Below are 24,330 nucleotides of genomic sequence, written 5' to 3'. Positions count from 1 at the left end.
ACGTGCGGTGCCCGGCGAGAACCTGACGCGCGAGGAGGCGCGGACCCGTGCGGGGCTCGTGCAGGTCGAGCACTACGACGTCGACCTGGACCTGACGACCGGCCCCAGCACGTTCCGCTCCACGACGACGGTGCGCTTCACCGCGACCGCCGGCGCCTCCACCTTCATCGACCTCATCAGCGCCGGCGTGCACGAGGTGGTCCTCAACGGGACCTCCCTCGACCCCGCCGTCGTGGCCGACGAGGCCCGCATCGCCCTCGACGGTCTCGCCGCCGAGAACGAGCTGCGCGTGGTCGCGGACTGCCGCTACATGAACACCGGTGAGGGGCTGCACCGCTTCGTCGACCCCGTCGACGACGAGGTGTACCTCTACTCCCAGTTCGAGGTCGCCGACTCGCGACGCGTCTACGCGGTGTTCGAGCAGCCCGACCTCAAGGCCGGGTTCACCTTCGTGGTGACGGCGCCGGCGCACTGGCGCGTCGTCTCCAACTCCCCCGTCGCCTCCACCGAGGACGTCGCCGCGGGCCGGCGGACGACCTTCGCACCGACCCCGCGGCTCTCGTCCTACGTGACGGCGATCATCGCCGGGCCCTACGAGGGTTCCGAGGACTCCCTGGTCTCCTCCGACGGCCGGACGATCCCGTTGGGCGTCTACTGCCGCAAGTCGCTGGCCCAGCACCTCGACGCGCACAACGTCGTCGCCGCGACGAAGGCGGGGTTCGAGTTCTTCGAGCGCGAGTTCGACCGCGCCTACCCCTTCGCGAAGTACGACCAGGTGTTCGTCCCGGAGTTCAACGCCGGGGCGATGGAGAACGCCGGGGCGGTGACCTTCGTGGAGAGCTACGTCTTCCGCTCGAAGGTCCCCCAGGCCACCGTCGAACGCCGCGTCGTCACGATCCTGCACGAGCTGGCGCACATGTGGTTCGGCGACCTGGTGACGATGCGCTGGTGGAACGACCTGTGGCTCAACGAGTCCTTCGCGGAGTTCGCGTCGACGCTCTGCGCGGCCGAGGCGACGGAGTGGCGGGGTTCCTGGACGACGTTCAACTCCCTGGAGAAGTCCTGGGCCTACCGCCAGGACCAGCTCCCCACGACGCACCCGATCGTCGCCGAGATCAACGACCTCGAGGACGTCGAGGTGAACTTCGACGGCATCACCTACGCCAAGGGCGCCAGCGTCCTCAAGCAGCTCGTGGCCTACGTCGGCCGTGAGGAATTTCTGGCCGGGGTCCGGGCCTACTTCGCCCGCCACGCCTTCGGCAACACCGAGCTCGTGGACCTGCTGCGGGAGCTGGAGAAGACCTCCGGCCGTGACCTCGGCGCCTGGTCGCGGGAGTGGCTGGAGACCGCGGGCGTCGCGACGCTGCGCCCGGTGCTGAGCACCGACGCGGACGGCACCGTCACGGCGGCCGCCCTGGTCCAGGAGGCCCCGTCCGCGCACCCGCACCTGCGGGCGCACCGGATCGCCCTCGGGTGCTACGACCTCGTCGACGGCACCTTCGAACGCACCGACCGCATCGAGCTGGACGCGGCGGGGGCGAGCACCGACCTGCCGCAGCTGGTGGGCCGCAAGCGTCCCGACCTGCTGCTGGTCAACGACGACGACCTCGCCTACGCCAAGATCCGCCTCGACGAGGCCTCGCTCACCACGGCGCTGCAGCACCTCGACGCCTTCCGCGACTCGCTGCCGCGTTCGCTGGTGTCGGCGGCGCTGTGGGACATGACGCGCGACGGGGAGTCCCCCGCCCGCGACTACGTCGACCTGCTGCTCACGACGCTGCTGCCCGGGGACGCGGCCCGGGCCGACTCCACGGTCGCGCTGGTGCTGCTGCGCCAGCTGAGCACGACGGTGGAGCTGTACACCGCCCCCGCCCACCGCGACGAGGTCCGCTCCCGCACCGCGGACACGCTGCTGGAACTGCTCCGGGCCGCACCGGCCGGCAGTGACACCCAGCTGCAGTTCGTGCGGTCGTTCGCCTCCTTCGCCCGCAGCGAGGCCCACCTCGCGATCGTCGCCGGTCTCTACGACGGGTCGCAGGTCATCGAGGGTCTCGAGGTCGACGCCGACATGCGCTGGGTCCTGCTGACAGCGCTCGTCGCCGGCGGCACCCTCGGCGCCGACGCGATCGACGCCGAACTGGCGCGCGACGCGACGGCCACGGGGCAGCGCTCCGCCGCCGCCGCCCGCGCGGCCCTGCCGACGCCGGCGGCCAAGCAGCGGGCCTGGGACGACGTCGTGACGAAGGGGGACCTGCCGAACGCCGTGCAGGCCTCGGTGATCGGCGGCTTCGGGCGGGCTCACGACGAGGCGCTGCTGCGTCCGTTCGTGGAGCCGTACTTCGCCGCTCTGCGCGGGGTGTGGGCGGAGCGCACCAACGAGATGGCCCAGCAGATCGTGACGGGCCTCTACCCGCTCGAGCTGGCGGACAGCGCCCTCGTGGAACGCACCGACCGGTGGCTCGAGGACGAACCCGACGCACCGCCGGCCCTGCGCCGTCTGGTCCTGGAGAACCGCGACGGCGTCGCCCGCGCGCTGCGGGCCCAGGAGCGCGACACGCACTGACGTGAGAACGGGACCGGGTGCCTCGCGGCACCCGGTCCCGTCGCGTTGAGCGCCGAGCTCCACCCCCGGGGAGGAGCGGGTCGGGCCTCAGGTCAGGTTCACCGCTGCGCGGGGTCGCCCGGTTCCGCGAGCGCCTGCTCGACGGCCCGGGCCAGCGACTGCACCCGGGGGTCGGTGGCCAGGTCCTCGAGCAGGACGACCTCGCCGTCGGGCCCGGTCAGGGGCATCCGCCAGTTCGGGTACTCCAACGAGGTCCCCGGCTGGTTCTGGGTCCGGCGGTCCCCCACGGCGTCGACCAGCGAGACCCCGACCATCAGCGAGGGCGACAGCGCGAGGTAGCGGTGCAACGCCTCGACGGTCGCCTGCTCGTCGGCGCCCGCGGCGAGCAGCCCGCGGTCGCGGACCAGACCGAGGATGCGTTCCTGCTCGGCGGCGTCGCGGGCGCGTTCCTCGGCGACCGGCCGGGTCAGCAGCCCGAGCCGGTCGCGCAGGGCGACGTGCTCCTGGGCGAGGTATCCGGCGGTCGGCGGGAGGTCGTGCACGGTGACGCTGGCCAGCGCGAGTTCGCGGAAGTCCTCGGGCGCCTTCGGCTCGGCCTCGTCGTACTCGAACCAGAGGACGGCGCTGCCGAGGATCCCGCGGTCGGCGAGGTAGTCGCGCACCCACGGCTCGACGGTCCCGAGGTCCTCGCCGACGAGGACGGCACCGGCGCGCTGGGCCTCCAGCGCGAGGATGCCGATGAGGGCCTCGTGGTCGAAGCGGACGTAGGTCCCCTCCGCGGGCGGGGCGTCCTGCGGGATCCACCACAGCCGGAACAGCCCCAGCACGTGGTCGACCCGCAGGCCACCGGCATGCCGCAGGATCGTGCGGACCATGTCGCGGAAGGGGCGGTAGGCCAGGTCGGCGAGGCGGTCGGGCCGCCACGGCGGCTGGCTCCAGTCCTGGCCCTGCTGGTTGAACGCGTCCGGCGGGGCGCCGACGGTGACCCCGTGCGCGAGGGCGTCGCCCAGTGACCAGACGTCGGCCCCGTCGGGGTGCACGCCGACGGCGAGGTCGTGGACGATCCCCGGGCCGGTGCCCGGCGCGGTGGCGGCGTCCTGGGCGGTGCGCAGCTGCTCGTCGCACTGCCACTGCAGCCAGCGGTGGAACTCGATGCGGTCGGCGAGCTCGTCGACCAGCCCGGACGCCTGCGCCGCCGCGGGGTCGGCCGCCTCGGCCGGCCACTCCGAGGCGGGCAGCCCGAAGTGCTCGGCCAGCGCGCACCACGTGGCGAAACCGGAGAGCCCCGGCTCCTCGGTGGCGACGTAGCGGCGGAAGGCGGCCTCCCGCGCGGTGGTCCGGCCGTGCGCGTAGACGACGTCCAGCGCCTGCCGCTTCGCGGCCCAGGAGGCGTCGCGGTCGATCTCCCCCGCGTCGTGGTCGGCGGGCCGGACGCGTTCGGCGAGGCGTTCGACCAGCGCCCGGTCGCCGGGCGAGAGGTAGGCGACCTCGTGGACGTCCTCGACGCGCAGGTAGACGGGGTTCACGAAGCGCCGGGTGGTCGGCAGGTACGGCGAGGCCTCCATCGGCGGGACGGGCGAGGCCGCGGCGAGGGGGTTCACCAGGATCCAGCCCGCCCCCTGGGAGGCCCCCACGGCCGAGAGGTCGGCGAGGTCGGCGAGGTCGCCGATGCCCCAGGAGCGCGAGGAGCGCACCGAGTACAGCTGGGTCTGGTACCCCCAGCTGCGGCCGCTGCGCAGCGTCGGCGGCAGTTCGAGCACGTCCGGGGTGACCACGACGGGGCACTCGGTCTCACCCGCCGGGGTGCGCGCGCGCAGGACGTGCCAGCCCAGCGGCAGGTCGTCGGGGAGTTCGAAGGTGGCGCGGCCGGTGAGGTGGCCGTCGACGTCCACGGGGTCGATCCAGCGGTCGACCTGGCGCAGCGGGGCCCAGCCGCCGTCGTCCTCGAGGTCCACGACGACGTCGACGGGGTCGCCGTGGGCGACGTGGACGGGGACGTGGTGGAGCCGTCCCTCGCGGGCGACCACGACCGGTGGCAGCACCCGGCGCCACGGGGCGAGCTTGACGTCGTGCAGGGCGCGACGAGCCGCGGCGGTGGTGCTCACGTCGAACCCCATGGCGGTGAGCACGGCGGTGACGGTGCTGGCGGGGACGGTGGTCGACTTCCCCTGCCAGTCGGTGAAGGTCGTGGCGACCCCGCAGGCGGTGGCGAGGTCGGCGAGGACGGCCGGGTCGGCGACGTCAGAAGACACCCCGCGACTCTGCCAGAGGACACCGGCGGAGGCTCGTCCGCGGGGTGCGCGTCGCCGGGTGACCGCGTTCGAATCCGGGACCCGTGCCCGTCGGGGCGCCACGTCGGGCCCCGCGCCTAGGGTGGACGCCCATGAGCACCCCGACCTCCGCCGGCGAGGCTCCCGCCCCGCGCCTCGACCTCGTCGACGAGCTGCACGGGGTCGCGGTCCCCGACCCCTACCGCTGGCTCGAGGACGTCGAGGACGAGCGGACGCTCGCCTGGTCGCGGTGGCAGGACGAGGCGTGGGCGGCCCACGCCGCGACGCTGCCGGGCCGTGACCGCGTGGAACGACGGGTGCGGGAGCTGATGGCCACGGGTTCCGTCGGCAGCCCGGTCCACCGCGGGGAACGGGTGTTCCGGACCCGTCGCGAGCCGACCGCGGAGCACGGGGTCCTGCAGGTGGAGGACCCCGGTGCGGCGCCCCGGACCCTGATCGACCCGATCGCGCTGGACCCGTCGGGGACGACGACCCTGGACGGGTGGCGACCCAGCGTCGAGGGGGACCTGCTGGCCTACCAGCTCTCCGAGGGCGGCAGCGAGGAGAGCGTCCTGCGGGTGCTCGACGTCGCGACGGGGGAGGTCGTGGACGGTCCGGTCGACCGGGCCCGCTACTCCCCCATCGCCTGGTTGCCCGCCGGTGCGGACGGCGAGCGCTCGTTCTACTACGTCCGCCGGTTGCCGGCCGAGGCCGTGCCCGCCGAGGAGCGCCAGTACCACCGCCGGGTCTACCTGCACGTCGTGGGGACCGATCCCGCCCGCGACGTCGAGGTGTTCGGCGACGGGCTGTCGATGACGAACTACTACGGCGTCTGGACCTCGCGCGACGGCCGCTGGCTGGTCGTGAGCGCCTCGGACGGGACGGCGCCGCGCAACGACGTCTGGCTGGCCGACCTCTCCGCCTCCGCTCCGGGCTCGCCGCAGCTGCGGACCGTGGTGGCGGGTCGCGACGCGCAGACCAGCGCCTGGGTCGGCCGTGACGGCCGGCTGTACGTGTTCACCGACCTCGACGCCCCCCGCGGCCGCCTCGCCGTCACCGACCCGGCCACCCCGGAGGTGGAGCACTGGCGCGACCTGGTCCCCCAGGGCCGGGCCCTGCTCGACGACGTCGCGGTCCTCGACGGACCCGAACTCGCCCGTCCCCTGCTGGTCGTGGGCTGGACCGAGCACGCCGTGAGCTCGGTGACCGTGCACGACCTCGAGACCGGTGACCGGTTGCCGGGTGACCTGGGCCGCGTCGACCTGCCCGGGACGGGCTCCATCGGCGGTCTCGTGGCGCGGCCGGAACCGGGTCACGACCTGTGGTTCGGCTACAGCGACGCGACGACCCCGACGCACGTCTGGCACTTCGACGCCCGGACCCGGGAACTCTCCGTGGAGTCCGCGCCCCCCGGTGCGGTCGAGGTCCCCGCGGTGGTCAGCACGCTGCTGGAGTACCCGAGCCTCGACGGCACGATCGTCCGGTTGCAGGTCACGGTCCGCGCCGACCTGCTCGACGCCGACGGCGTCCCCACCGCCCCGGTGCCCGCGATCCTCTACGGCTACGGGGGGTTCGGCATCAGCCTGTCCCCCCACTACGCACCCGACGCGCTGGCCTGGGTGGAGGCGGGCGGCGTGTACGCGGTGGCGAACCTGCGCGGCGGCGGCGAGGAGGGCGAGGACTGGCACCGCGCGGGGATGCGCGAGCACAAGCAGAACGTGTTCGACGACTTCCACGCGGCGGCCCGCTTCCTCGTCGCGCGGGGGTTCACGACCCACGAGCAGTTGTGCGTGCACGGCGGGTCCAACGGTGGGCTGCTGGTCGGAGCGGCCGCCACCCAGGAACCGTCGCTGTTCGCGGGCGTCGTCTGCAGCGCCCCCCTGCTGGACATGGTCCGCTACGAACTGCACGGTCTGGGCGCCACCTGGAGCGACGAGTACGGGAGCGCCGCCGACGCGACGGAGTTCGGGTGGTTGCACGCGTACTCGCCGTACCACCGCGTGGCGGCGGGGACCGCCTACCCGGCCGTGCTGTTCACCGTGTTCGACGGGGACTCCCGGGTGGACCCGTTGCACGCCCGGAAGCTGTGCGCCGCGCTGCAGCACGCTTCCGCGAGCGACCCGGGCAGCCGCCCGGTGCTGTTGCGCCGGGAGAAGGACGTGGGGCACGGTGCCCGTTCGCTCTCGCGCAGCGCCGGTCTCGTGCGCGACACCCTCGCGTTCGCGGCGCGGGCCACCGGCCTCGACCTCGGCTGACCCCCGGAACACCACGCAGGAACACCCGCAGGAACACCACGCAGAAGGAGTCGTCCCACCCCGTGCTGGACTCGATCACCCACGCCTTCACCGGCGTCACCTCGGAGGACGCCGCCGACGGCGCCCAGAGCGTCGTCACGTTCCTGCTCGACAAGCCCCTGAAGATCGTCATCGTCCTGCTGATCTGCTGGGTCGCGCGGTTCCTGCTGATGCGGGTCATCGGCCGGGTCGCGACGGGGATCGCGACGGGGGCCGGGAAGCTCGGCGGCGGCGGCCGCCGGAACGGGCTGCTCGAGTCCTCGCCGTTGCTCAACGAACGTCGTCAGCAACGGGCCGAGACCCTCGCCTCGGTGCTCAAGTCGACCGTCACCTTCGTGCTGGGGATCCTGGCGGTCCTCGTGGTGCTCGACACCATCGGCATCGCCATCGCACCGTTCCTGGCCTCGGCCGGGATCGCGGGGGTCGCGCTCGGCTTCGGGGCGCAGGCGCTGGTGAAGGACTTCCTGTCGGGGGTGTTCATGCTCGCCGAGGACCAGTACGGCGTGGGTGACTCCGTCGACCTCGGGGACGCCTCGGGCACCGTGGAGGCCGTCGGCCTGCGGGTGACGCGGTTGCGCGACGTCAAGGGCACCGTCTGGTACGTCCGCAACGGCGAGATCGTGCGGGTCGGGAACCAGAGCCAGGGCTGGGCCCGGGCCGTCCTCGACGTCTCCGTCGCCTACGGGGAGAACCTCGCCCGCGTGCAGGAGGTCCTGCAGCGCATCGCGGACGACCTGGTCGCCGAGGACGACTGGCGGCCCCTGGTCATGGACGCCCCCGAGGTGTGGGGGGTCGAGAAGATGACGACCGACGGGATCGTCCTGCGCCTCGTCGTGAAGACCCGTCCGATGCAGCAGTGGGCCGTCCAGCGCGAGCTGCTGCGCCGCATCAAGGCCGTCTTCGACGCCGAGGGGATCGAGTTCCCCCTGGCCCAGCGCACGGTGTTCCTGCGCCACGACGACCACGCTCCGCAGGCCCGTCGCCTGAACGACCCCGCTGCGGCCGTCACCCCGCAGCCGCCCGCCCCGAGCGAGGCGGACGTCGCGGCCCAGGACGCCGCGGCCGCGGACCCGGGGTCGACCAACCGCGGTCTCTGAGGTCGCGGACCCGCCGAGTCGCGGGGGCGGTGTTCCGCTCGGACACTGGGGCCATGAGCGACATCGCAGCAGGTGAGGGCCGGCTCGCGCTGGTGACCGGGGTGACCGGGTACATCGGTGGTCGGCTGGTCCCCGAGCTGCTCGAAGCCGGTTTCCGGGTGCGGGCGATGGCGCGCCGCCCCGAGGCGTTGCGGGACCGGCCCTGGATCGAGGACGTCGAGGTCGTGCAGGCCGACGCCTCCGACACCGAGCAGGTCACCGCCGCGCTGGAGGGCGTCGACGTCGCCTACTACCTCATCCACGCGATGAGCGGCGGCGGGCACTTCTCCTCCAAGGACCGCCGCACCGCCCGGACCTTCGCGCGGGCGGCGGCGGAGCAGGGGGTCTCCCGGGTCGTCTACCTCGGCGGCATGCACCCCGAGGGCGAGGAGCTCTCCACCCACCTCGAGTCGCGCCGGGAGGTGGGCGAGATCCTGCTCGACTCCCCCGTCCCGACGACGGTGCTGCAGGCGGCGGTGATCCTCGGCTCCGGCTCGGCGAGCTTCGAGATGATGCGCTACCTCACTGAGCGGCTGCCCGTCATGGTGTGCCCGCGCTGGGTGCACAACCGGATCCAGCCGATCGCGGTGCGCGACGTGCTGCGCTACCTCGTCGCCTCGGCCTCGATGCCCGCGGACGTCAACCGCACCTTCGACATCGGTGGCCCCGACGTCATGACCTACCTCGACATGATGCGCGGGTACGCGGAGGTGGCCGGCCTCCCCAAGCGCTACGTCCTCCCCGTGAAGGTGATGTCCCCCAAGCTGTCCAGCCACTGGGTCGGGACGGTGACCCCCGTCCCCAAGTCCATCGCCCGTCCGCTGGTGGAGAGCCTGGTGCACGAGGTGTTCTGCCAGGAGCACGACATCGCCGGGTACGTCCCGGACCCGGCGGAGGGCCTCATCCCCTTCAAGCGCGCGGTGGAGCTGGCCCTGCAGCGCATCCAGGACGCCAACGTCGAGACGCGGTGGAGTTCGGCGTCCGTGCCGGGCGCCCCCAGCGACCCGCTGCCCTCCGACCCGGACTGGGCCGGTGGCAGCCTCTACGTCGACGAGCGCACGACCGTCGTCGACGCCCCGCCGCACGTGCTGTGGGAGGTGCTGGAGGGGATCGGCGGTGAGCAGGGTTGGTACTCGTGGCCGATGGCGTGGGCGGTCCGCGGCGTGATGGACCGCTTCTCCGGGGGTCCGGGGCTGCGCCGAGGTCGGCGTGATCCCAAGCACCTGATGATCGGCGACGCCGTGGACTGGTGGCGCGTGGAGGACCGTCAGGCCGACCGGCTGCTGCGGCTGCGCGCCGAGATGAAGCTGCCGGGGCTGGCCTGGCTGGACCTGCGGGTCGAGACGGACGCCGTGGGGCGCACGCTCTTCCACCAGCGGGCCCTCTTCCACCCCCGCGGTCTGGCGGGCCAGGCCTACTGGGCGGCGATCAGCCCGTTCCACGGGGTCGTGTTCGGTGGCATGCAGAAGAACGTGAAGGACGCGGCCGAGGCCGCGGCCCGTCACGAGGGTCCGACGAGCCTGGCGTCCACGGGTCCCGGTGCGGTCGAGGTCCGCGAGGGCGCGACACTGGTGGGGTGAGCCCCGACCTGCCGTTCGTCCGTCCGCAGAACCTCATCGGCCGCACGCCGGCGGGGCCGGACGGTGGGACCCGCAGCTTCTACGACGAGGTCGGCGGGCACGCGACGTTCGTGACGCTCGTCGACGCCTTCTACGCGGGCGTCGCCGAGGACGAGGTGCTCCGCCCGATGTACCCGGAGGCCGACCTCGGTCCGGCCAAGGAGCGTCTGCGGATGTTCCTGGAGCAGTACTGGGGTGGCCCGGGGACGTACTCCGAGCTGCGTGGCCACCCGCGGCTGCGGATGCGGCACGCGCCGTTCAGGGTCAACCCGGACGCCCGGGACCGCTGGCTGCTGCACATGCGTGCGGCCGTCGAGTCCTTGCACCTGGTGCCCGCGCAGGAGGGCGTCCTGTGGGACTACCTGGAGCGCGCCGCGCACAGCATGCTGAACACCTTCGAGGACTAGCCGGGCGCTAGTCCCGGCCCCGGCAGCGGTCCTCGGTGAGGTTCTCGCGGGCCCACGTCGTGAGCTCCTGCAGGGCCGGGGTCAGCGCGCGCCCGGAGGCGGTCAGCTCGTAGACGACCGCGACGGGCGGCCCCTCGTGGACCGTGCGGGTGACGAGCCCGGCCTTGGCGAGCTCGCTGAGGCGGTCCGCGAGCACCGAGTCGCTGATGCCGCCCACGTTGCGGCGCAGCTCGGAGAACCCGGTGGGACCATAGCTGAGGGTCGCGAGCAGGATCCCGTTCCAGCGCTTGCCGAGGAACCCGAACGCGCGTGCCAGGGCGCCGTCGCACGACCGCGCCGTGTGCTCGGTCTGCACGTCCTCCACCTGCTCGCTCACCCCCCGACTGTACCCGTTGACACTCCTCTCGCCAGTGCTACTCTTTTTTTCGAAGTAGCAACTGCATACCAAGCGACTCTGAGGAGAACAGCTGTGACCACGTTGGACGAACGTCCGCTCGGGCTCCACGACTCCGCGCGCGCCGCCCTCTTCGGCGACGCCCACACCGCGAACACCTTCGCCGACACCCCCGTCACCGACGAGCAGCTGGCCCAGGTCTGGGAACTGGCCCGCTGGGCCCCCACCGGCGCGAACCTGCAGCCGATGCGCGTCCTCTTCGTCCGGACCCCGGAGGCGAAGGCCCGCCTGGTGCCACTGCTCAACGACACCAACCGCGACCGCGCCGCGAGCGCCCCCGTGACCGCCGTCCTGGCCGTCGACGACCGCTTCCACGACGCCATCCCGACCGTCGCCCCGTTCATGGCGGGCATGCAGCCGGTGCTGGAGGAGAACGCCGCGATGCGCGAGAGCATGGGCTCCTACAGCGCGGCGATGCAGGCCGGCTACTTCATCCTCGCCGTGCGCGCGCTCGGCCTGGCCGCCGGCCCGATGGGTGGGTTCGACAAGGCCGCCGTCGACGCGGAGTTCTTCGCCGGCACCGACTGGCGCTCGCACCTCGTCGTGAACATCGGCTACCCGGGCCCGGACGCGTTCCGCCCCCGGCTGCCGCGCCTCGACGTCGAGGACGTCGTCCGCTTCGTCTGACCTCAGCCGACGACCCGCGGGGCGGCGAGGCTGAGGGCCACGTCCCCCGCGGGATCGGTCCACCAGCGGACGAGGTCGAGACCGGCGGCGGCGAGTTCGCTCACCACCGATTCCCGGCGGAACTTCGAGGACACCTCGGTCCGCACCTCCTCCCCCGCGTCGAAGCGCACCGCGAGGTCGAGGCCGGGCAGCCGCACCTCGTGGGCGTGGCGGGCCCGCAGCCGCATCTCGACGCGTTCGAGCCCGGCGTCCCAGACGGCGACGTGGTCGAAGGCGTCGAGGTCGAAGTCGGCACCGAGTTCCCGGTTGAGCACCGAGAGGACGTTCTTGTCGAAGGCCGCCGTCACCCCCGCGCTGTCGTCGTAGGCGGCAAGGAGCCGCCCGGTGTCCTTCACCAGGTCCGTCCCGAGCAGCAGGTGGTCCCCGGGTCCCATCCCGGAGGCCAGCTCGCGCAGGAACCGCGACCGCGGGGCGGGTTCCAGGTTCCCGATGGTCGAGCCCAGGAACGCCACCAGGCGTCGGCCCTCCCGCGGGAGTTCCCCGAGGTGGCGTTCAAAGTCCCCGACGACGGCCTGCACGTCGAGCCCGGGGAACTCCGCCAGGATCTCCGTCCCGGCCTGTGCGAGGACGGTCTCGTCGACGTCGAAGGGTACGAAGCGCCGCAGTGTCCCCGCGTCGCGCAGGGCGTGCAGCAGCACCCGCGTCTTCTCGCTCGTGCCGCTGCCGAGTTCGACGAGGACGTCGGCCGCCGTGATCTGCGCGACCTCACCGGCCACCAGCTCCAGCAGCGAACGTTCCGCCCGGGTCGGGTAGTACTCGGGCAACCGGGTGATCTCGTCGAACAACCGACTGCCGTGCTCGTCGTAGAAGTACTTGGGCGGCAACGTCTTCGCGTCCGCCGTCAGGCCCGCCCGGACGTCGGCGCGCAGCGTCAGGGACAGGTCGTCGGGGGTGAGGTGGCGTTCCAGGGACAGCCGGGGCGGGGTCACACGGTCTCCAGAGGGGTTTCGGTGACGACGACGCGTCCGCCGTGCAGGCGCGCCTCGACGAGGGTGCGGTCGGGGACGTCGCGCCAGCGGGGGTCGTCGTCGTGCGGTTCGCTGGCCAGGACGACCCCGTCGGGGGTCTCCAGGACGCTGAGGGTGTCGCCCCAGGCGGTGGCGAGCAGCCGCTCCCCGTCGCCGAGCAGGACGTTGAGCCGGGCGGCGGGGTCGTCGGCACCGACGACGGCGATCCGCTTGCCGAGTTCCTCGGGTGCGGCGAGCAGGTACGACGCGAGGACCGCGGAGTCGCACACCGACTCCGCCCGCGGCCAGGCGTCCGCGGGCAGCACCGACCGATCGACGACGCCGTTGTGCGACAACGACCACCCGTGGCGGACGAAGGGGGCGCAGGCGCTCTCGTCGGTGGGCATCCCGACCGTCGCGTCCCGCACCGCCGCCACCACGCACCCGGCCGCGACGTGGGCGGCGACGGAGGCCAGCGACGCGTCGGACCACATCGGCCCGGAACTGCGCCAGCGCGCCGGCCCCGGGGCGGAGGAGGCCTCGGGCGGGCTCCACCAGCTGACGCCCCACCCGTCGGCGTTGACCGTGCCGTGCCGTTGCCGGCGCGGCGCCCAGCTCTGCTGCAGCAACCCGTGCGGTCGTTCCAGCAGGAACTCCGACAGGTTCCGGGGCCGGCCCAGCCAGGCCGTGTGGCGGCACACTCAGGCGCTCCAGGCGAGTCGGAGACCGGTGAAGATCTGCCGCCGGACGGGGAAGTCCCAGTTCCGGAAGGAGGGGCGCACCGACACCGGGTCGCTGGCCCAGGAGCCGCCGCGCAGCACGCGGTAGGTGCCGTCGAAGTACGGCGCGGAGTAGGTGTCGTAGAGCATCGGCGAGAACCCCGGCCACGGCGCGAACGCCGAGGACGTCCACTCCCACACGTCACCCATCGTCTGCTCGACGCCGTAGGCGCTGGCCCCGTCCGGGTAGGCGCCGACCTGCGCGGGTCCCAGGGCACCGCCGCCGAGGTTGGCCCGCTCCGGCGTCGCCGGACCGTCACCCCACGGCCAGCGCCGCCGGCGCCCGAGGGCGGGGTCCCAGGCGCAGGCCTTCTCCCACTCGACCTCGGTGGGCAGCCGCGCCCCCGCCCAACGGGCGTAGGCGGAGGCCTCGTGGAAGTCGACGTGCTGCACCGGTCGGGCGGGGTCGAGCGCCTGCTCGGTCGCGAACCGGCGCTGGGTCCAGCCGCCGGCGCCGTCGGCGGCCCAGCCCATCGGGGCCGAGACGTCGTCGGCCTGCCGGTGGGCCCAGCCCGCCGACGTCCACAGCCGGGGGTCGTCGTAGCCGCCGGCCTCGACGAACTGCGCCCACTCGCCGTTGGTCACGGGCACCCGCCCGATGCGGAAGGCGGGCACGTGCACGCGGTGCTGCGGGGACTCGTTGTCCAGGGCCCAGGGTTCCTCCGCCGGGTCCACGCCGAGCAGGAACTCCCCCGCCGGCACGAGCACGGCGTCGGCGGGGACGAGACGCCCCGGCGGGGTGGGGGCGGCGGCGAGGAGGGGGTCGCCGGAGCGCAGGTTGTGCGTGGCGAACATCGTCTCGTCGTGCTGGTGCTCGTGCTGGGCGACCATCCCGGCCGCGAACGCGGACTCCTCCGGTCCCAGCCGGGCGAGGGAGTCGAGGACCCGGTGGCGGACGTCGGCGATGGCCCGCCGGGACTGCGCCGGATCGAGCAGCGGGAGCCGGGTCCGGGTGGCCCGCGGGTGCTCGGCGGCGTCGTAGAGACAGGCGATCGTGGCGTGGAACACCGGGGTGCGGTCAGGGCTGTCGTGCTGGAGCAGCCAGAGCTCCTCCTGCTGGCCGATGTGGGCGAGGTCCCAGACCAGGGGGCTCATGAGGGTCGAGTGCTGGACGGTGAGTTCAGCGTCGGCGGCGTCGGTGAGCTTCGTCGTGGTGGCGCGGGCGCGGTCGAGGGCCTCGACGGCGAGGTCGGCGGTCAGGGTCGTGCCGGTCCGGGTCGCGCCGGTCCGGGTCGGGTGGGTCATCGCAGTTCCTCCGCGGTCAGGCAGGCGGTCGGTCCGGAGCGTTCGAAGCGGTCGAGGACGAGGTCGGCCGGGCCGCGACCGCGGTCGAGGGCCTCCAGCCAACGCTCGACGTCGGCGGCGAGTCCGTCCGGGACACGGGCGGCGGCGGCCTCGAGCACCCCGAGCGCGGCGGTCCGGATCCGCGGGTCGGTGAGTCCGTCGCGGGCGGCTTCGAGGTGGGCGTGCGCGACGGGGTGCGCGGCCTCGGCGGCGCGGTCGGCCGCGGTCGGGTCGTCCACGACGGTCGCGACGACGGCGGCCAGCCCCGGCCACCACGCGCGGGGGACGGCGTCGAGCACGCGCAGTTCGAGGAACCCGCGCAGCCGCACCGGGGGCCAGAGCGTCGTGAGGTGCGCGTCGACGTCGGCGGCCGTGGGTGACCGGTCGCCGAGCCGCACCGAGCCGTCGGCCCAGGCCGCGAACGACACGGTCCCCTCGACGGCGGTGAACTGCCCGTCCCCGCCGCGGAGGAACATCACCGGCGCGGCGAGGGCGAACTCCGTCCAGGCTGCGACCGGGTCCGAGGTGGCGGTCCCGGCGCGGCTCCGGCCGGGTTCCAGGTCCTGCCAGATCCGTTGCCGCGCACAGGCCCACCCGGTCCGGGTGCCGCCCTGGACGGGCGAGCTCGCGGCGAGCGCGACGAACACCGGCAGCAGCCGGTGGACGTGCGCGAGGCGGTCGGCCCAGCCGTGCGCCGGGCCCGCGTCGAGGTTCACCTGCAGCGACGCCGTCGAACTCATCATGGCCGGACCGGCGGTGTCCCCGATGGAGGCGAAGTGCCGTTCCATCGAGACGTAGCGCGACGCCGGGTTCACCCGCTGCGGTGCGCGCAGCGGGTCCGTCCCCGTCGACTGCAGGACCAGCCGCTCCCCCGCCAGCCGCGCGTCGAGGGCGTTCGCGTCCACGCGCAGCGCCTCGACCGCCGCCACCACCCCGTCACCGGGCAGCGTCGAGAGTTCGACCTGCCCGCCCGGCTCGAGCGTGACCTTCGACCCCCGCGGCGTCGCGAACCCCTCCAGCAGCGCGGTCAGCCGGTCCCAGCCGACCCGGCTCCCCGGATCCCGCAGGTCCACGACGTGCCGTTCCAGTTCGAGCCCCACCGACCCGACCTCGGAGGGCCGCAGCGCCGCGGCCGCCACCCGCTCCCGCACCGCCTCGACGTCCAACGGTGAGGAGTCCACCTCGGGTGCTGCGCCAGTCAGTGTCGTCATGTCGTACAGGCCCCTTCCAGGTCCGGACCGGCTCGATGGACCTGAGCCGCGGGTCGGCGTGGGGCCACTCCCGTGGCCTCACCGACACCCTGACACGCCCCTCCGACACCAGCCCCCCGAGCCCCCCCGGACCTCCCAACCCTCCGCGGTCAGGTGCCCGGGGCCCCGGCCCCCAAGACCCCCACCGGCCACGTCCCACCCGGCACGGTGAGGCCGCCACGGGAAACGCCGAAGGGCGGTGCGGTGGTGGGGCCGGCGGATGTCCGGAGTGAGCGCCGGTGAACGAACCTGACGTCACCCGCGGACCAGCGCGAACGGAGTATCCGCCGGCGCCACCGCCGCACCGCCCGGAACGAGACCCGACAAGACCTCACCCCGCCGCAGGGGGCGCGTGCGAGGCGAGGAACGAATACACCTCGCGGTCGTCCACTCCGGGGAAACGTCCCGACGGCAGCGGGGCCAGGGTCTGGGCGTGCAGGCGCGCCGAGGGCCACGCCGCGTCGGCCCAGCGTTCGACGAGGTCGGTCGGTGGGCGGCGGCAGCAGTCCCCGTCGGGGCAGGTGCTGCGGGTCCGCACGCGGGTGTCGCGCCCGCGGAACCACTTGGCGTGGGCGTAGGGCACGCCGACGGTGATCGAGAACCCTCCGTCCCCGCTGCTCCCGGTCTGGCTGGAGCACCAGAACGTCCCGGCGGGGGTGTCGGTGTACTGGTAGTTCTCGGTGGTGCGGTTGCGGACGTCGAACACCGTCCGTGCGGTCCAGCGGCGGCAGACCGGTTGTCCTTCGATGCTGCCGGAGGCGTCCTGGGGGAAGGGCACGCCGTCGTTCTCGTACCCCCGGTACAGGGCCCCGTCCTCGCCGACGCGCAGGAAGTGCAGGGGGATCCCGAGGTGGGAGGTCAGCAGGTTCGTGAGCCGGTGCGCGGCGGCCTCGTGGGTCACGCCGAAGGCGTCGCGGAAGTCCTCGACGGCGAGGTCCTTGTCGGCTTTGGCGGCCGACAGGAACTGCACGGCGGCGGCGCGCGGGAGGAGGCAGGACGCCGCGAAGTAGTTGATCTCGAGCCGTTGCCGCAGGAACTGGGTGTAGCTGGCGGGGCGTTCGTGCCCGAGCACGCGGTGTCCGATGGCCTGCAGCGCGAGGGATCGCAGCCCGTGGCCGCCGGGGATGGAGGCCGGGGGGAGGTAGATCCGGCCGTGGGCGAGGTCGGTGACGGTGCGGGTGGAGTGGGGCAGGTCCTCGACGTGGATGATGCTGAACCCGAGGTCGGAGGCCATCCGCGCGACCTGGCGGTGGGTGAGCGCGCCGACGGTGTACCCGGCGCTGCGGACGAGGTCCTCGGCGAGCTCCTCGATCTCGGGGAGGTGGTTGTCGCTGCGGCGCATGAGCAGTCGGATCTCGGTGTTGGCGCGTCGGGCCTCCTCCGGGGTCGCGTGGGACGCGTCGTGGCGCCGGGCCAGTTCGCGGTGGAGCCGGACGAGGGACTCCAGGGCGTCGGTGGGGAGCTTCCGGCCGGCGCTGACCTCGGGGAGGCCGAGCGTGCGGGCCAGCGGTGAGCGTTGCGCGTGGTCGAGCTCGATCTCCAGCGCGGCGCGTCGCGTCGGCGGGGGCGAGGGGTCGAGCAGTTCGGCGGGGGTGACCTCGAGGGCGCGGGCGAGCGCCGTGATGAGCGAGAGCCGGGGTTCGCGCTTGCCGTTCTCCACCTGCGAGAGCTGGCTCTGCGCGGTGCCGACGGCTTCGCCGAGCTGGGCGAGCGTCCAGCCCTTGACCCCGCGGTGGTGCCGGATCCGGCGGCCCACGGTGAGGGCGTCGAGCCCGGTCCCGGGTTCCGTCGGGGCGAGCGCCGGGTCGGTCAGCGGTTCGAGGGCGGCGACGCGCAATCGAGGCATGCGTTTCACTGTACGTGAAGAATCGGCGTTCTTCACGGGCCCGGACCGTTGTTCGACCGTGCGGTTGCCGCCAGAGTCGAAACACGGACCAGCACCCATCTCGAGGAGGCACGCCGACGTGACGACCGAAGTGACGCGTGAGAACAGCAGCGGGACGACCCCGGGGAGCGTGGGTCTCTCGGGGACCCCCACCACGAACGAGGCCGTGCTCGGCTGGGTGCGGGCCACCGCCCGGCTCACCCAGCCCGACGAGGTCGTCTGGTGCGACGGGTCGCAGGCCGAGTTCGACCGCCTCACCGCGCAGATGGTCACCGCCGGCACCCTGGTCCCGCTGAACCCGGACCTGCGTCCGGGCAGCTTCCTGGCCCGCTCCGCCCCCTCGGACGTCGCCCGGGTCGAGAGCCGCACGTTCATCGCCTCGCACCGTCGCGAGGACGCGGGGCCGACGAACAACTGGCGCGAACCGGAGGCGCTGCGCGAGGAACTCGCCGGGGTGTTCAGCGGGTCGATGCGCGGCCGCACGATGTACGTCGTCCCGTTCTCGATGGGCCCCGTCGGCGGCCCGATCTCGCAGCTCGGGATCCAGGTGACGGACTCCCCCTACGTCGTCGTCAGCATGCGCACCATGACGCGGATGGGGTCGCCCGCCCTGGCCGCCATCACCCCGGGAACCCCGTTCGTCCCCGCGGTCCACAGCGTCGGGATGCCGTTGGTCGACGCCGCCGGCCGGCACCGCGACGACGTCGCCTGGCCGTGCAACGACCTCAAGTACGTCGCGCACTTCCCCGAGACCCGGGAGATCTTCTCCTTCGGTTCCGGCTACGGCGGCAACGCCCTGCTGGGGAAGAAGTGCTTCGCGTTGCGGATCGCCTCGGTGATGGCCCGCGACGAGGGCTGGCTCGCCGAGCACATGCTCGTCCTCAAGGTGACCTCGCCGCAGCAGCGGGTGTTCCACCTCGCGGCGGCGTTCCCCTCGGCCTGCGGCAAGACGAACCTCGCGATGCTGCGCCCGACGATCCCCGGGTGGCGGGTCGAGACCATCGGCGACGACATCGCCTGGATGCGTCCCGGTCCGGACGGTGAACTGCGCGCGATCAACCCCGAGGCGGGGTTCTTCGGGGTCGCGCCGGGCACGGGCTGGTCGAGCAACCCGACGGCGATGGAGATGCTGCGCGAGAACGTCATCTTCACCAACGTCGCCCTCACCGACGACGGCGACGTCTGGTGGGAGGGGATGACGGAGGAGGCCCCGGACCACCTGACCGACTGGCGGGGCCGGTCCTGGACCCCGGGGTCGGGGACCCCCGCGGCGCACCCGAACGCGCGGTTCACGGTGTCCGCGGCGCAGTGCCCCTCGATCGCCGAGGAGTTCGACGCGCCCGAGGGCGTCGCGATCGACGCGATCCTCTTCGGTGGCCGCCGCCGCTCGAACGTCCCGCTGGTCGCCCAGGCCGGCGACTGGAGCCAGGGCGTGTTCATGGGGGCCACGATCTCGAGCGAGCGGACCGCGGCCGCGGAGGGAACCGTGGGTGAGCTGCGGCACGACCCGTTCGCGATGCTGCCCTTCGCGGGCTACAACATGGCCGACTACTTCGCGCACTGGCTCTCGATGCGGGACCGGCTCACGCGGTTGCCCGAGGTGTTCTCCGTCAACTGGTTCCGCCGCGGTGACGACGGCCGGTTCCTCTGGCCCGGGTTCGGCGAGAACTCCCGCGTGGTGGAGTGGATCTGCCGACGGCTGGAGGGCAGCGCGGACGCCCGGCACACCCCTGTGGGCCTGGTACCGACCCCGTCGGGTGTGAACGTGGCCGGACTCGACGTCCCGGCGGCCGACCTCGCGGAACTCCTCACCGTCGACCCGACCGCGTGGCTGGACGAGGTCGAGCAGCTCGAGCGCTGGTTCGCGCAGTTCGGCCACCGGTTCCCCGCCGAGCTGCGGGGCCACCTGGACCTGCTGCGCTACCGCCTGGACCCGCCGACGGGCGGCGACCTGGCGGCCTGACGCCGAGCCGCGCCGTCCGGCAGGATGGGACGGGTGAGCGAACCGAGCAGCACCCCGTGGTGGCGTGACGCCGTCATCTACCAGGTCTACCCGCGCAGCTTCGCCGACGGCGACGGTGACGGCATGGGCGACCTGCCCGGCATCACCGCGCGCCTGCCGCACCTGGCCGACCTCGGCGTCGACGCCGTCTGGCTCTCCCCCGTCTACCCCTCCCCGCAGAAGGACGCGGGGTACGACGTCGCCGACTACCGCGGCATCGAGGCGATGTTCGGGACCCTCGACGACTTCGGGCGGCTGTCGGAGCGCGCCCACGAACTCGGCCTGCGCGTGGTGATGGACCTCGTCCCGAACCACACCTCCGCCGACCACGTCTGGTTCCGGGCCGCCCTGGCCGCCGGCCCGGGTTCGCCCGAGCGGGCCCGCTACCTGTTCCGCGAGGGGGACGGTGACGCCCCGCCGAACTCGTGGCGTTCGGTGTTCGGGGGTCCGGCCTGGACGCGCGTCGAGGACGGTTCCTGGTACCTGCACCTCTTCGACTCCAGCCAGCCCGACCTGGACTGGACCAACCCCGAGGTCGTCGCCGAGTTCGAGGACGTCCTGCGGTTCTGGCTGGACCGCGGGGTCGACGGGTTCCGCATCGACGTCGCCCACGGGCTGGTCAAGGCCGACGGCCTGCCCGAGTGGGACCACGACCAGGCCCTGCTGGACGGCTCCGCCGCCACCGGCGAGCGTCCCCCGATGTGGGACCAGGAGGGCGTGCACGAGATCTACCGCGGCTGGCGTCGTGTCCTGGACGCCTACCCGGGTGACCGGATGCTCGTCGCGGAGGCGTGGGTCACCCCGCCGGAGCGTCTCGCCCGCTACCTGCGCGGCGACGAGATGCACCAGGCCTTCAACTTCGACTACCTGCGGGCCCCGTGGCGCGCGGCGGAACTCCGTGCCGTCATCACCTCGACGCTGGTCGCCCACGAGACCGTCGGCGCCCCGGCGACCTGGGTCCTCTCCAACCACGACGTCGTCCGGCACGCCAGCCGCCTCGGCTACCCCGCCGGGCAGGAACCCACCAGCGGTGTCGGTCCCGACGACCCGCAACCGGACGCCGAGCTCGGTCTGCGCCGGGCCCGCGCGGCGACGACGTTCATGCTCGCCCTGCCGGGCGGCGCCTACGTCTACCAGGGTGAGGAACTCGGTCTGCCGGAGGTGACGACGTTGCCGGCGGGGGTCCGTCAGGACCCCTCGTTCGCCCGGACGAACGGCGAGGACACCGGCCGCGACGGGTGCCGGGTCCCGATCCCCTGGGAGGGCGGGGAACCGTCCTACGGTTTCGGCCCCGGCCCGGCCGGCTGGCTGCCGCAGCCGGAGCTCTGGGGCCGGTTGTCCGTCGCGGCCCAGACGGGTGTCGCCGGGTCGACGCTGGAGCTCTACCGCACGCTGATCGCCCGGCGCCGGGAACTCCACCTCGGACGCGGCACCCTGCGGTGGCACGAGATCGACGGCGGCGACGTGCTCGCCTTCACCAGCGCCGACGTCCTCGTCGTCGCGAACCTCGGCCCGGACCCCGTCGCCGTGCCCGCCGGGGCCACCCTGCTGGTGGCCAGCGGCGACCTCGACGCCGGCCGCGTCCCCACCGACACCGCCGCCTGGTTCCGTCTCCCCTGACGCCCCCCGGCGCTGGTCAGGGGCGGATCAGGACCTTCCCCACGGCCTCGCCGGAGTCCAGGCGCGCGAACGCGTCCCGGGCGTCGGCGAGGGCGTGGACGGAGTCGATCTCGGGTTCCAGACCGGCGCTGTCGCAGAACTGCAGCAGGCGTTCGAACTCGTCGCGGGTCCCCATCGTGGACCCCAGGACCCGCAGCTGCTTGAAGAACACGTTCTCCAGCATGGCCGGGGCGTCGCCGCCGGTGGTGGCGCCGGACACGACGATGCAGCCGCCGGGCTTCAGCGCCTGGACGGAGTGCTTCCAGGTCGCCCTGCCGACCGTCTCGAACACCGCGTCGACCCGGCCGGGCAACCGCTCCCCGCTCGCGAACGTCGCCGCGGCCCCCCAGGAACGGGCCTTCTCGAGCCGTTCCGGGGTGCGCCCGGTCACCCAGACCCGCAGCCCCGCAGCGGATCCCAGGGTGATGAGCGCGTTGGAGACCCCGCCGGCGGCCCCCTGGACCAGCACCGTCTGGCCGGGGACGGCCCGCGCCTGGGTGAACAGCATCCGGTAGGCGGTGAGCCACGCCACCCCCAGCGACGCGGCCCGTTCGACGCTCCACCCGGCGGGTTGCGGCAGCACGTTGCGGCGCGGGACCCAGACGTGCTCGGCGAGGGTACCGGGGTGGAGTTCGGAGAGCAGCGTCCGCCGCGGGTCGAGGGTCTCGTCACCCCTGTACGTCGTGTGGTCCTCGTCGGAGACGACCGCGTGCACGATGACCTCGGAACCGTCGTCGAGCGTCCCTGCGGCGTCGCAGCCCAGGACCATCGGCAGCCGCTCGGGCGGCAACCCGACCCCGCGCAGGCTCCACAGGTCGTGCCGGTTCAGGGCGGCCGCCGCCACGGTGACGCGGACCCAACCCGGTGGGGCCTCGGCGGCGGGGGCGTCGGCCACCTCCAGCGCGGACAACGGGTCGTCTGACCCCGGTTCGAGGGCGCGGACGGCGCGGGCGGCGAGCACGCGCCGACGCTACCCCCGCTCCCGGTAGCGTGCGCGGGTGACCACCAGTCCCCTGCTGCCCGTGCTCGACGTCCAGCCGGCCGACGACGCACTGGACGTGTTCACCGGCCCGAACCTCCCGCACTGGCGCGCCCGGTTGTTCGGCGGGCAGGTGCTGGGGCAGGTGGCCGTCGCGGCCGGCCGTACCGTCGGCGCGGATCGGCGGCTGCACTCGCTGCACGCCTACTTCCTGCGTCCCGGCGACCCGGACGTCGCGGTCGCGTTCGCGGTGGAGCGCCTGCGCGACGGGCGGTCCTTCTCCGCCCGCCGGGTCCAGGCCACCCAGAACGGGGTGCCGATCCTCTCCGGGATCACCTCCTTCCAGACCGCCTCGGAGGGGCTGGAGCACTTCGAACCCGCGCCCGACGTCCCCGAACCCGAGGACCTGCGCAGCGACTACGAGATCCTGGACGCGGTCGACGACCCGCGCGCCCGCCAGATCGGCCGCGGCCGCCACGTCGAGATCCGGCACGTCGAACCGGCGCTGTACGGGAGCGCCGACCCACAGCGCCGGGCGCACCAGTCGGTGTGGTTCCGCCTCGATGCGCCCCTGCCGGGCGACGACCTGCTGCACCGGGGCGCGCTGGCCTACGCCAGCGACCTCAGCGTGCTGGAACCGGTGCTGCGCCGCCACGGGCTGGCCTGGTCGAGCCCGGGGACGAGCGTGGCGAGCCTCGACCACGCCATGTGGTGGCACCGCCCCGCCCGCGCCGACGAGTGGCTGCTGTACGTGGTCGAGAGCCCGAACGCCTCCGGCGCGCGGGGTCTCTCGACGGGTCGGATGTACGACCGCGAGCGCCGGCTGGTCGCGACGGTCGCCCAGGAGGGCATGGTGCGGGTCCCGTCCGCGGGCTGACGTCGGGCGCTCGGACCGGGGCCGGTGACGGTGTGGCACCGTGGCGCCGTGCTGAGCGAGGAGACCTTCGAGGACCTGCTGACCCGCGTCCGCACCGGGGCGGCCCAGCGCGAACGTGACCGCGAGCTGCCCCGCGAACTCGTCCGCGAGCTCGCGGCGGCGGGGTTCCCGAACGCGCACGTCCCCGCGTCGGTCGGCGGCGAGGGGGCCTCGCTGGAGGTCCTCTTCGACCGGTTGATCCGGTTGGCCCGGGCCGACTGCAACGTCGCCCACGTCTTCCGCGGCCACCTCGCGTTCGTCGAGAAGCAGTACTTCGAGGCCGATCCGGGGGCGCGCGAGGGCTGGTGGAAGCGGGTGCTGGACGGTGACCTCGTCGGCAACGCCGTCTCGGAGGCCTCGACGACCTCGGACCTGTCCACCGTCCTGGAACGCACCCCGGAGGGTCTGCGGCTGCGGGGCCGGAAGTTCTACACGACGGGGTCGATCTACGCGGACTGGATCGACACCTCCGCCGCCTTCGAGGGCGACAGCGTCCAGGTCTTCGTCCCGACCGGTGCGAGCGGCGTCGAGGTCGTCGACGACTGGAAGGGTTTCGGGCAGCGCCTCACCGGCAGCGGCACGACGACGTTCACCGACGTCGCGATCGACCCCGGGCACGTGCGGCGGATCGACCCCGACGACGACGCGCAGACGTACGTGCTCGGGTTCTTCCAGCTGGTGCTGCTGGCGGTCGTCGCGGGGATCGGCTTCGCCGCCCTGGACGACACCGTCGACTACGTCCGGGGCCGTCGGCGGATCTTCGGCTACGCCGGGGAAGCCCTGCCCCGTGAGCACCACCTGGTGCAGGCCGAGGTCGGCGGGCTCTCCAGCGCGGCGTCGGCGGCCCGGGCGATCGTCCTCGGCGCGGCCCGCACCCTGGACACCGCGTTGAGCAGGCACCTCGCCGACGGGGACCACGACGTCCTGCTGCAGGCCCAGCTGGAGGTCTACCGCGCCCAGCAGGTCGTCCTGCCGCTGGTCGTCGACGCGACGGCGAACCTGTTCGAGGTGGGTGGGGCCTCCGCCGTCGACGTGGACCTCGGGCTGGACCGGCACTGGCGCAACGCCCGTACGATCGCGACCCACAACCCCGCGATCCACCGCCGCCGCGCCATCGGCGACCACGACCTCAACGGGACGGCGACGCGGCGGTACCTGCCGGCGGGCTGACGCGGCGAGGGGGGTGCGGCGACCGCGTC

The 24,330-nt window shown here is 73.6% G+C and carries 18 protein-coding genes; 10 read left to right on the top strand and 8 right to left on the bottom strand.

Features of this window, described 5'->3' with window-relative positions; genetic code table 11:
* Positions 1 to 7: 7 nt before the first annotated feature.
* Entirely contained in the window at positions 8 to 2,563 is a 2,556-nt protein-coding gene (gene pepN / locus OG218_RS21875; RefSeq protein ID WP_328295332.1) for an aminopeptidase N, read from the top strand.
* Positions 2,564 to 2,661: 98 nt separating this feature from the next.
* On the opposite strand, the gene malQ is transcribed toward pepN, so the two are convergent.
* Complete coding sequence (gene malQ / locus OG218_RS21870; protein ID WP_328295331.1) at positions 2,662 to 4,815, bottom strand: 4-alpha-glucanotransferase; 2,154 nt, start codon at positions 4,813 to 4,815, stop codon at positions 2,662 to 2,664.
* A 131-nt stretch (positions 4,816 to 4,946) separates the two neighbouring features.
* Here malQ and OG218_RS21865 point away from each other — a divergent pair, with 131 nt between their 5' ends.
* From OG218_RS21865 to OG218_RS21850, 4 genes are all read left to right on the top strand, one after another.
* Positions 4,947 to 7,088 (top strand): prolyl oligopeptidase family serine peptidase, encoded by a 2,142-nt coding sequence (locus OG218_RS21865; RefSeq protein WP_328295330.1) that lies wholly within the window; start codon positions 4,947 to 4,949, stop codon positions 7,086 to 7,088.
* Positions 7,089 to 7,150: 62 nt separating this feature from the next.
* Positions 7,151 to 8,224: a mechanosensitive ion channel family protein gene (locus OG218_RS21860; protein WP_328295329.1), complete on the top strand. Its 1,074-nt coding sequence runs from the start codon at positions 7,151 to 7,153 to the stop codon at positions 8,222 to 8,224.
* A gap of 53 nt (positions 8,225 to 8,277) precedes the next feature.
* Positions 8,278 to 9,843 carry an SDR family oxidoreductase gene (locus OG218_RS21855; protein WP_328295328.1) on the top strand — a complete coding sequence of 522 codons (1,566 nt, stop codon included), beginning with the start codon at positions 8,278 to 8,280 and terminating at the stop codon, positions 9,841 to 9,843.
* Between the two features lie 35 nt (positions 9,844 to 9,878).
* Positions 9,879 to 10,289, top strand: coding sequence for a globin (locus OG218_RS21850; RefSeq protein ID WP_442906538.1), 411 nt, complete (start codon positions 9,879 to 9,881; stop codon positions 10,287 to 10,289).
* A 7-nt stretch (positions 10,290 to 10,296) separates the two neighbouring features.
* Here OG218_RS21850 and OG218_RS21845 read toward each other — a convergent pair whose 3' ends face one another.
* Positions 10,297 to 10,665: a winged helix-turn-helix transcriptional regulator gene (locus OG218_RS21845; RefSeq protein WP_328295326.1), complete on the bottom strand. Its 369-nt coding sequence runs from the start codon at positions 10,663 to 10,665 to the stop codon at positions 10,297 to 10,299.
* Positions 10,666 to 10,758: 93 nt separating this feature from the next.
* On the opposite strand from OG218_RS21845, the gene OG218_RS21840 reads away from it, so the two are divergent.
* Positions 10,759 to 11,370: a malonic semialdehyde reductase gene (locus OG218_RS21840; protein ID WP_328295325.1), complete on the top strand. Its 612-nt coding sequence runs from the start codon at positions 10,759 to 10,761 to the stop codon at positions 11,368 to 11,370.
* Positions 11,371 to 11,372: 2 nt separating this feature from the next.
* On the opposite strand, the gene egtD is transcribed toward OG218_RS21840, so the two are convergent.
* The 5 genes from egtD to OG218_RS21815 all read right to left on the bottom strand — a co-directional run bounded on the left by egtD (position 11,373) and on the right by OG218_RS21815 (position 17,536).
* Positions 11,373 to 12,359, bottom strand: a complete 987-nt coding sequence (egtD, locus tag OG218_RS21835) for an L-histidine N(alpha)-methyltransferase (protein ID WP_328295324.1) — start codon at positions 12,357 to 12,359, stop codon at positions 11,373 to 11,375.
* The gene (gene egtC / locus OG218_RS21830) at positions 12,356 to 13,078 is read right to left on the bottom strand and encodes an ergothioneine biosynthesis protein EgtC (protein WP_328295323.1); all 723 of its coding nucleotides are present in this window, start codon (positions 13,076 to 13,078) and stop codon (positions 12,356 to 12,358) included. Before egtC ends, egtD begins: the two co-directional genes overlap by 4 nt.
* Positions 13,079 to 14,401: an ergothioneine biosynthesis protein EgtB gene (gene egtB / locus OG218_RS21825; RefSeq protein WP_328295322.1), complete on the bottom strand. Its 1,323-nt coding sequence runs from the start codon at positions 14,399 to 14,401 to the stop codon at positions 13,079 to 13,081.
* A complete protein-coding gene (locus tag OG218_RS21820) occupies positions 14,398 to 15,651 on the bottom strand; it encodes a glutamate-cysteine ligase family protein (RefSeq protein WP_328295321.1) in 1,254 nt (417 codons plus the stop codon). The genes egtB and OG218_RS21820 overlap by 4 nt, the downstream gene beginning before the upstream one ends.
* 370 nt (positions 15,652 to 16,021) lie before the next feature.
* Positions 16,022 to 17,536 carry a helix-turn-helix domain-containing protein gene (locus OG218_RS21815; protein ID WP_328295320.1) on the bottom strand — a complete coding sequence of 505 codons (1,515 nt, stop codon included), beginning with the start codon at positions 17,534 to 17,536 and terminating at the stop codon, positions 16,022 to 16,024.
* A 169-nt stretch (positions 17,537 to 17,705) separates the two neighbouring features.
* Here OG218_RS21815 and OG218_RS21810 point away from each other — a divergent pair, with 169 nt between their 5' ends.
* Positions 17,706 to 19,538 carry a phosphoenolpyruvate carboxykinase (GTP) gene (locus OG218_RS21810; protein ID WP_442906537.1) on the top strand — a complete coding sequence of 611 codons (1,833 nt, stop codon included), beginning with the start codon at positions 17,706 to 17,708 and terminating at the stop codon, positions 19,536 to 19,538.
* Positions 19,539 to 19,562: 24 nt separating this feature from the next.
* Positions 19,563 to 21,197, top strand: coding sequence for a glycoside hydrolase family 13 protein (locus OG218_RS21805; protein WP_442906418.1), 1,635 nt, complete (start codon positions 19,563 to 19,565; stop codon positions 21,195 to 21,197).
* 16 nt (positions 21,198 to 21,213) lie between these two features.
* On the opposite strand, the gene OG218_RS21800 is transcribed toward OG218_RS21805, so the two are convergent.
* Positions 21,214 to 22,197 (bottom strand): zinc-binding dehydrogenase, encoded by a 984-nt coding sequence (locus OG218_RS21800; protein WP_328295317.1) that lies wholly within the window; start codon positions 22,195 to 22,197, stop codon positions 21,214 to 21,216.
* Positions 22,198 to 22,234: 37 nt separating this feature from the next.
* On the opposite strand from OG218_RS21800, the gene OG218_RS21795 reads away from it, so the two are divergent.
* The gene (locus OG218_RS21795; protein ID WP_328295316.1) at positions 22,235 to 23,092 is read left to right on the top strand and encodes an acyl-CoA thioesterase; all 858 of its coding nucleotides are present in this window, start codon (positions 22,235 to 22,237) and stop codon (positions 23,090 to 23,092) included.
* 48 nt (positions 23,093 to 23,140) lie between these two features.
* Complete coding sequence (locus OG218_RS21790; protein WP_328295315.1) at positions 23,141 to 24,301, top strand: acyl-CoA dehydrogenase family protein; 1,161 nt, start codon at positions 23,141 to 23,143, stop codon at positions 24,299 to 24,301.
* Positions 24,302 to 24,330 lie beyond the last annotated feature (29 nt).

It is taken from the genome of Kineococcus sp. NBC_00420 (assembly GCF_036021035.1).
In the GTDB taxonomy this organism is placed as follows: Bacteria; Actinomycetota; Actinomycetes; order Actinomycetales; family Kineococcaceae; genus Kineococcus.
Note: the sequence above shows the minus strand (reverse complement) of the source record. Positions and strands in the feature narration are given on the sequence as shown.

Coding starts and splice junctions, on each gene's coding strand:
- OG218_RS21805 (WP_442906418.1), top strand. CDS start 19,563: ATGGGACGGGTGAGCGAACCGAGCAGCACCCCGTGGTGGCGTGACGCC.
- OG218_RS21815 (WP_328295320.1), bottom strand. CDS start 17,536: ATGCCTCGATTGCGCGTCGCCGCCCTCGAACCGCTGACCGACCCGGCG.
- OG218_RS21865 (WP_328295330.1), top strand. CDS start 4,947: ATGAGCACCCCGACCTCCGCCGGCGAGGCTCCCGCCCCGCGCCTCGAC.
- OG218_RS21820 (WP_328295321.1), bottom strand. CDS start 15,651: ATGACGACACTGACTGGCGCAGCACCCGAGGTGGACTCCTCACCGTTG.
- OG218_RS21855 (WP_328295328.1), top strand. CDS start 8,278: ATGAGCGACATCGCAGCAGGTGAGGGCCGGCTCGCGCTGGTGACCGGG.
- egtB (WP_328295322.1), bottom strand. CDS start 14,401: ATGACCCACCCGACCCGGACCGGCGCGACCCGGACCGGCACGACCCTG.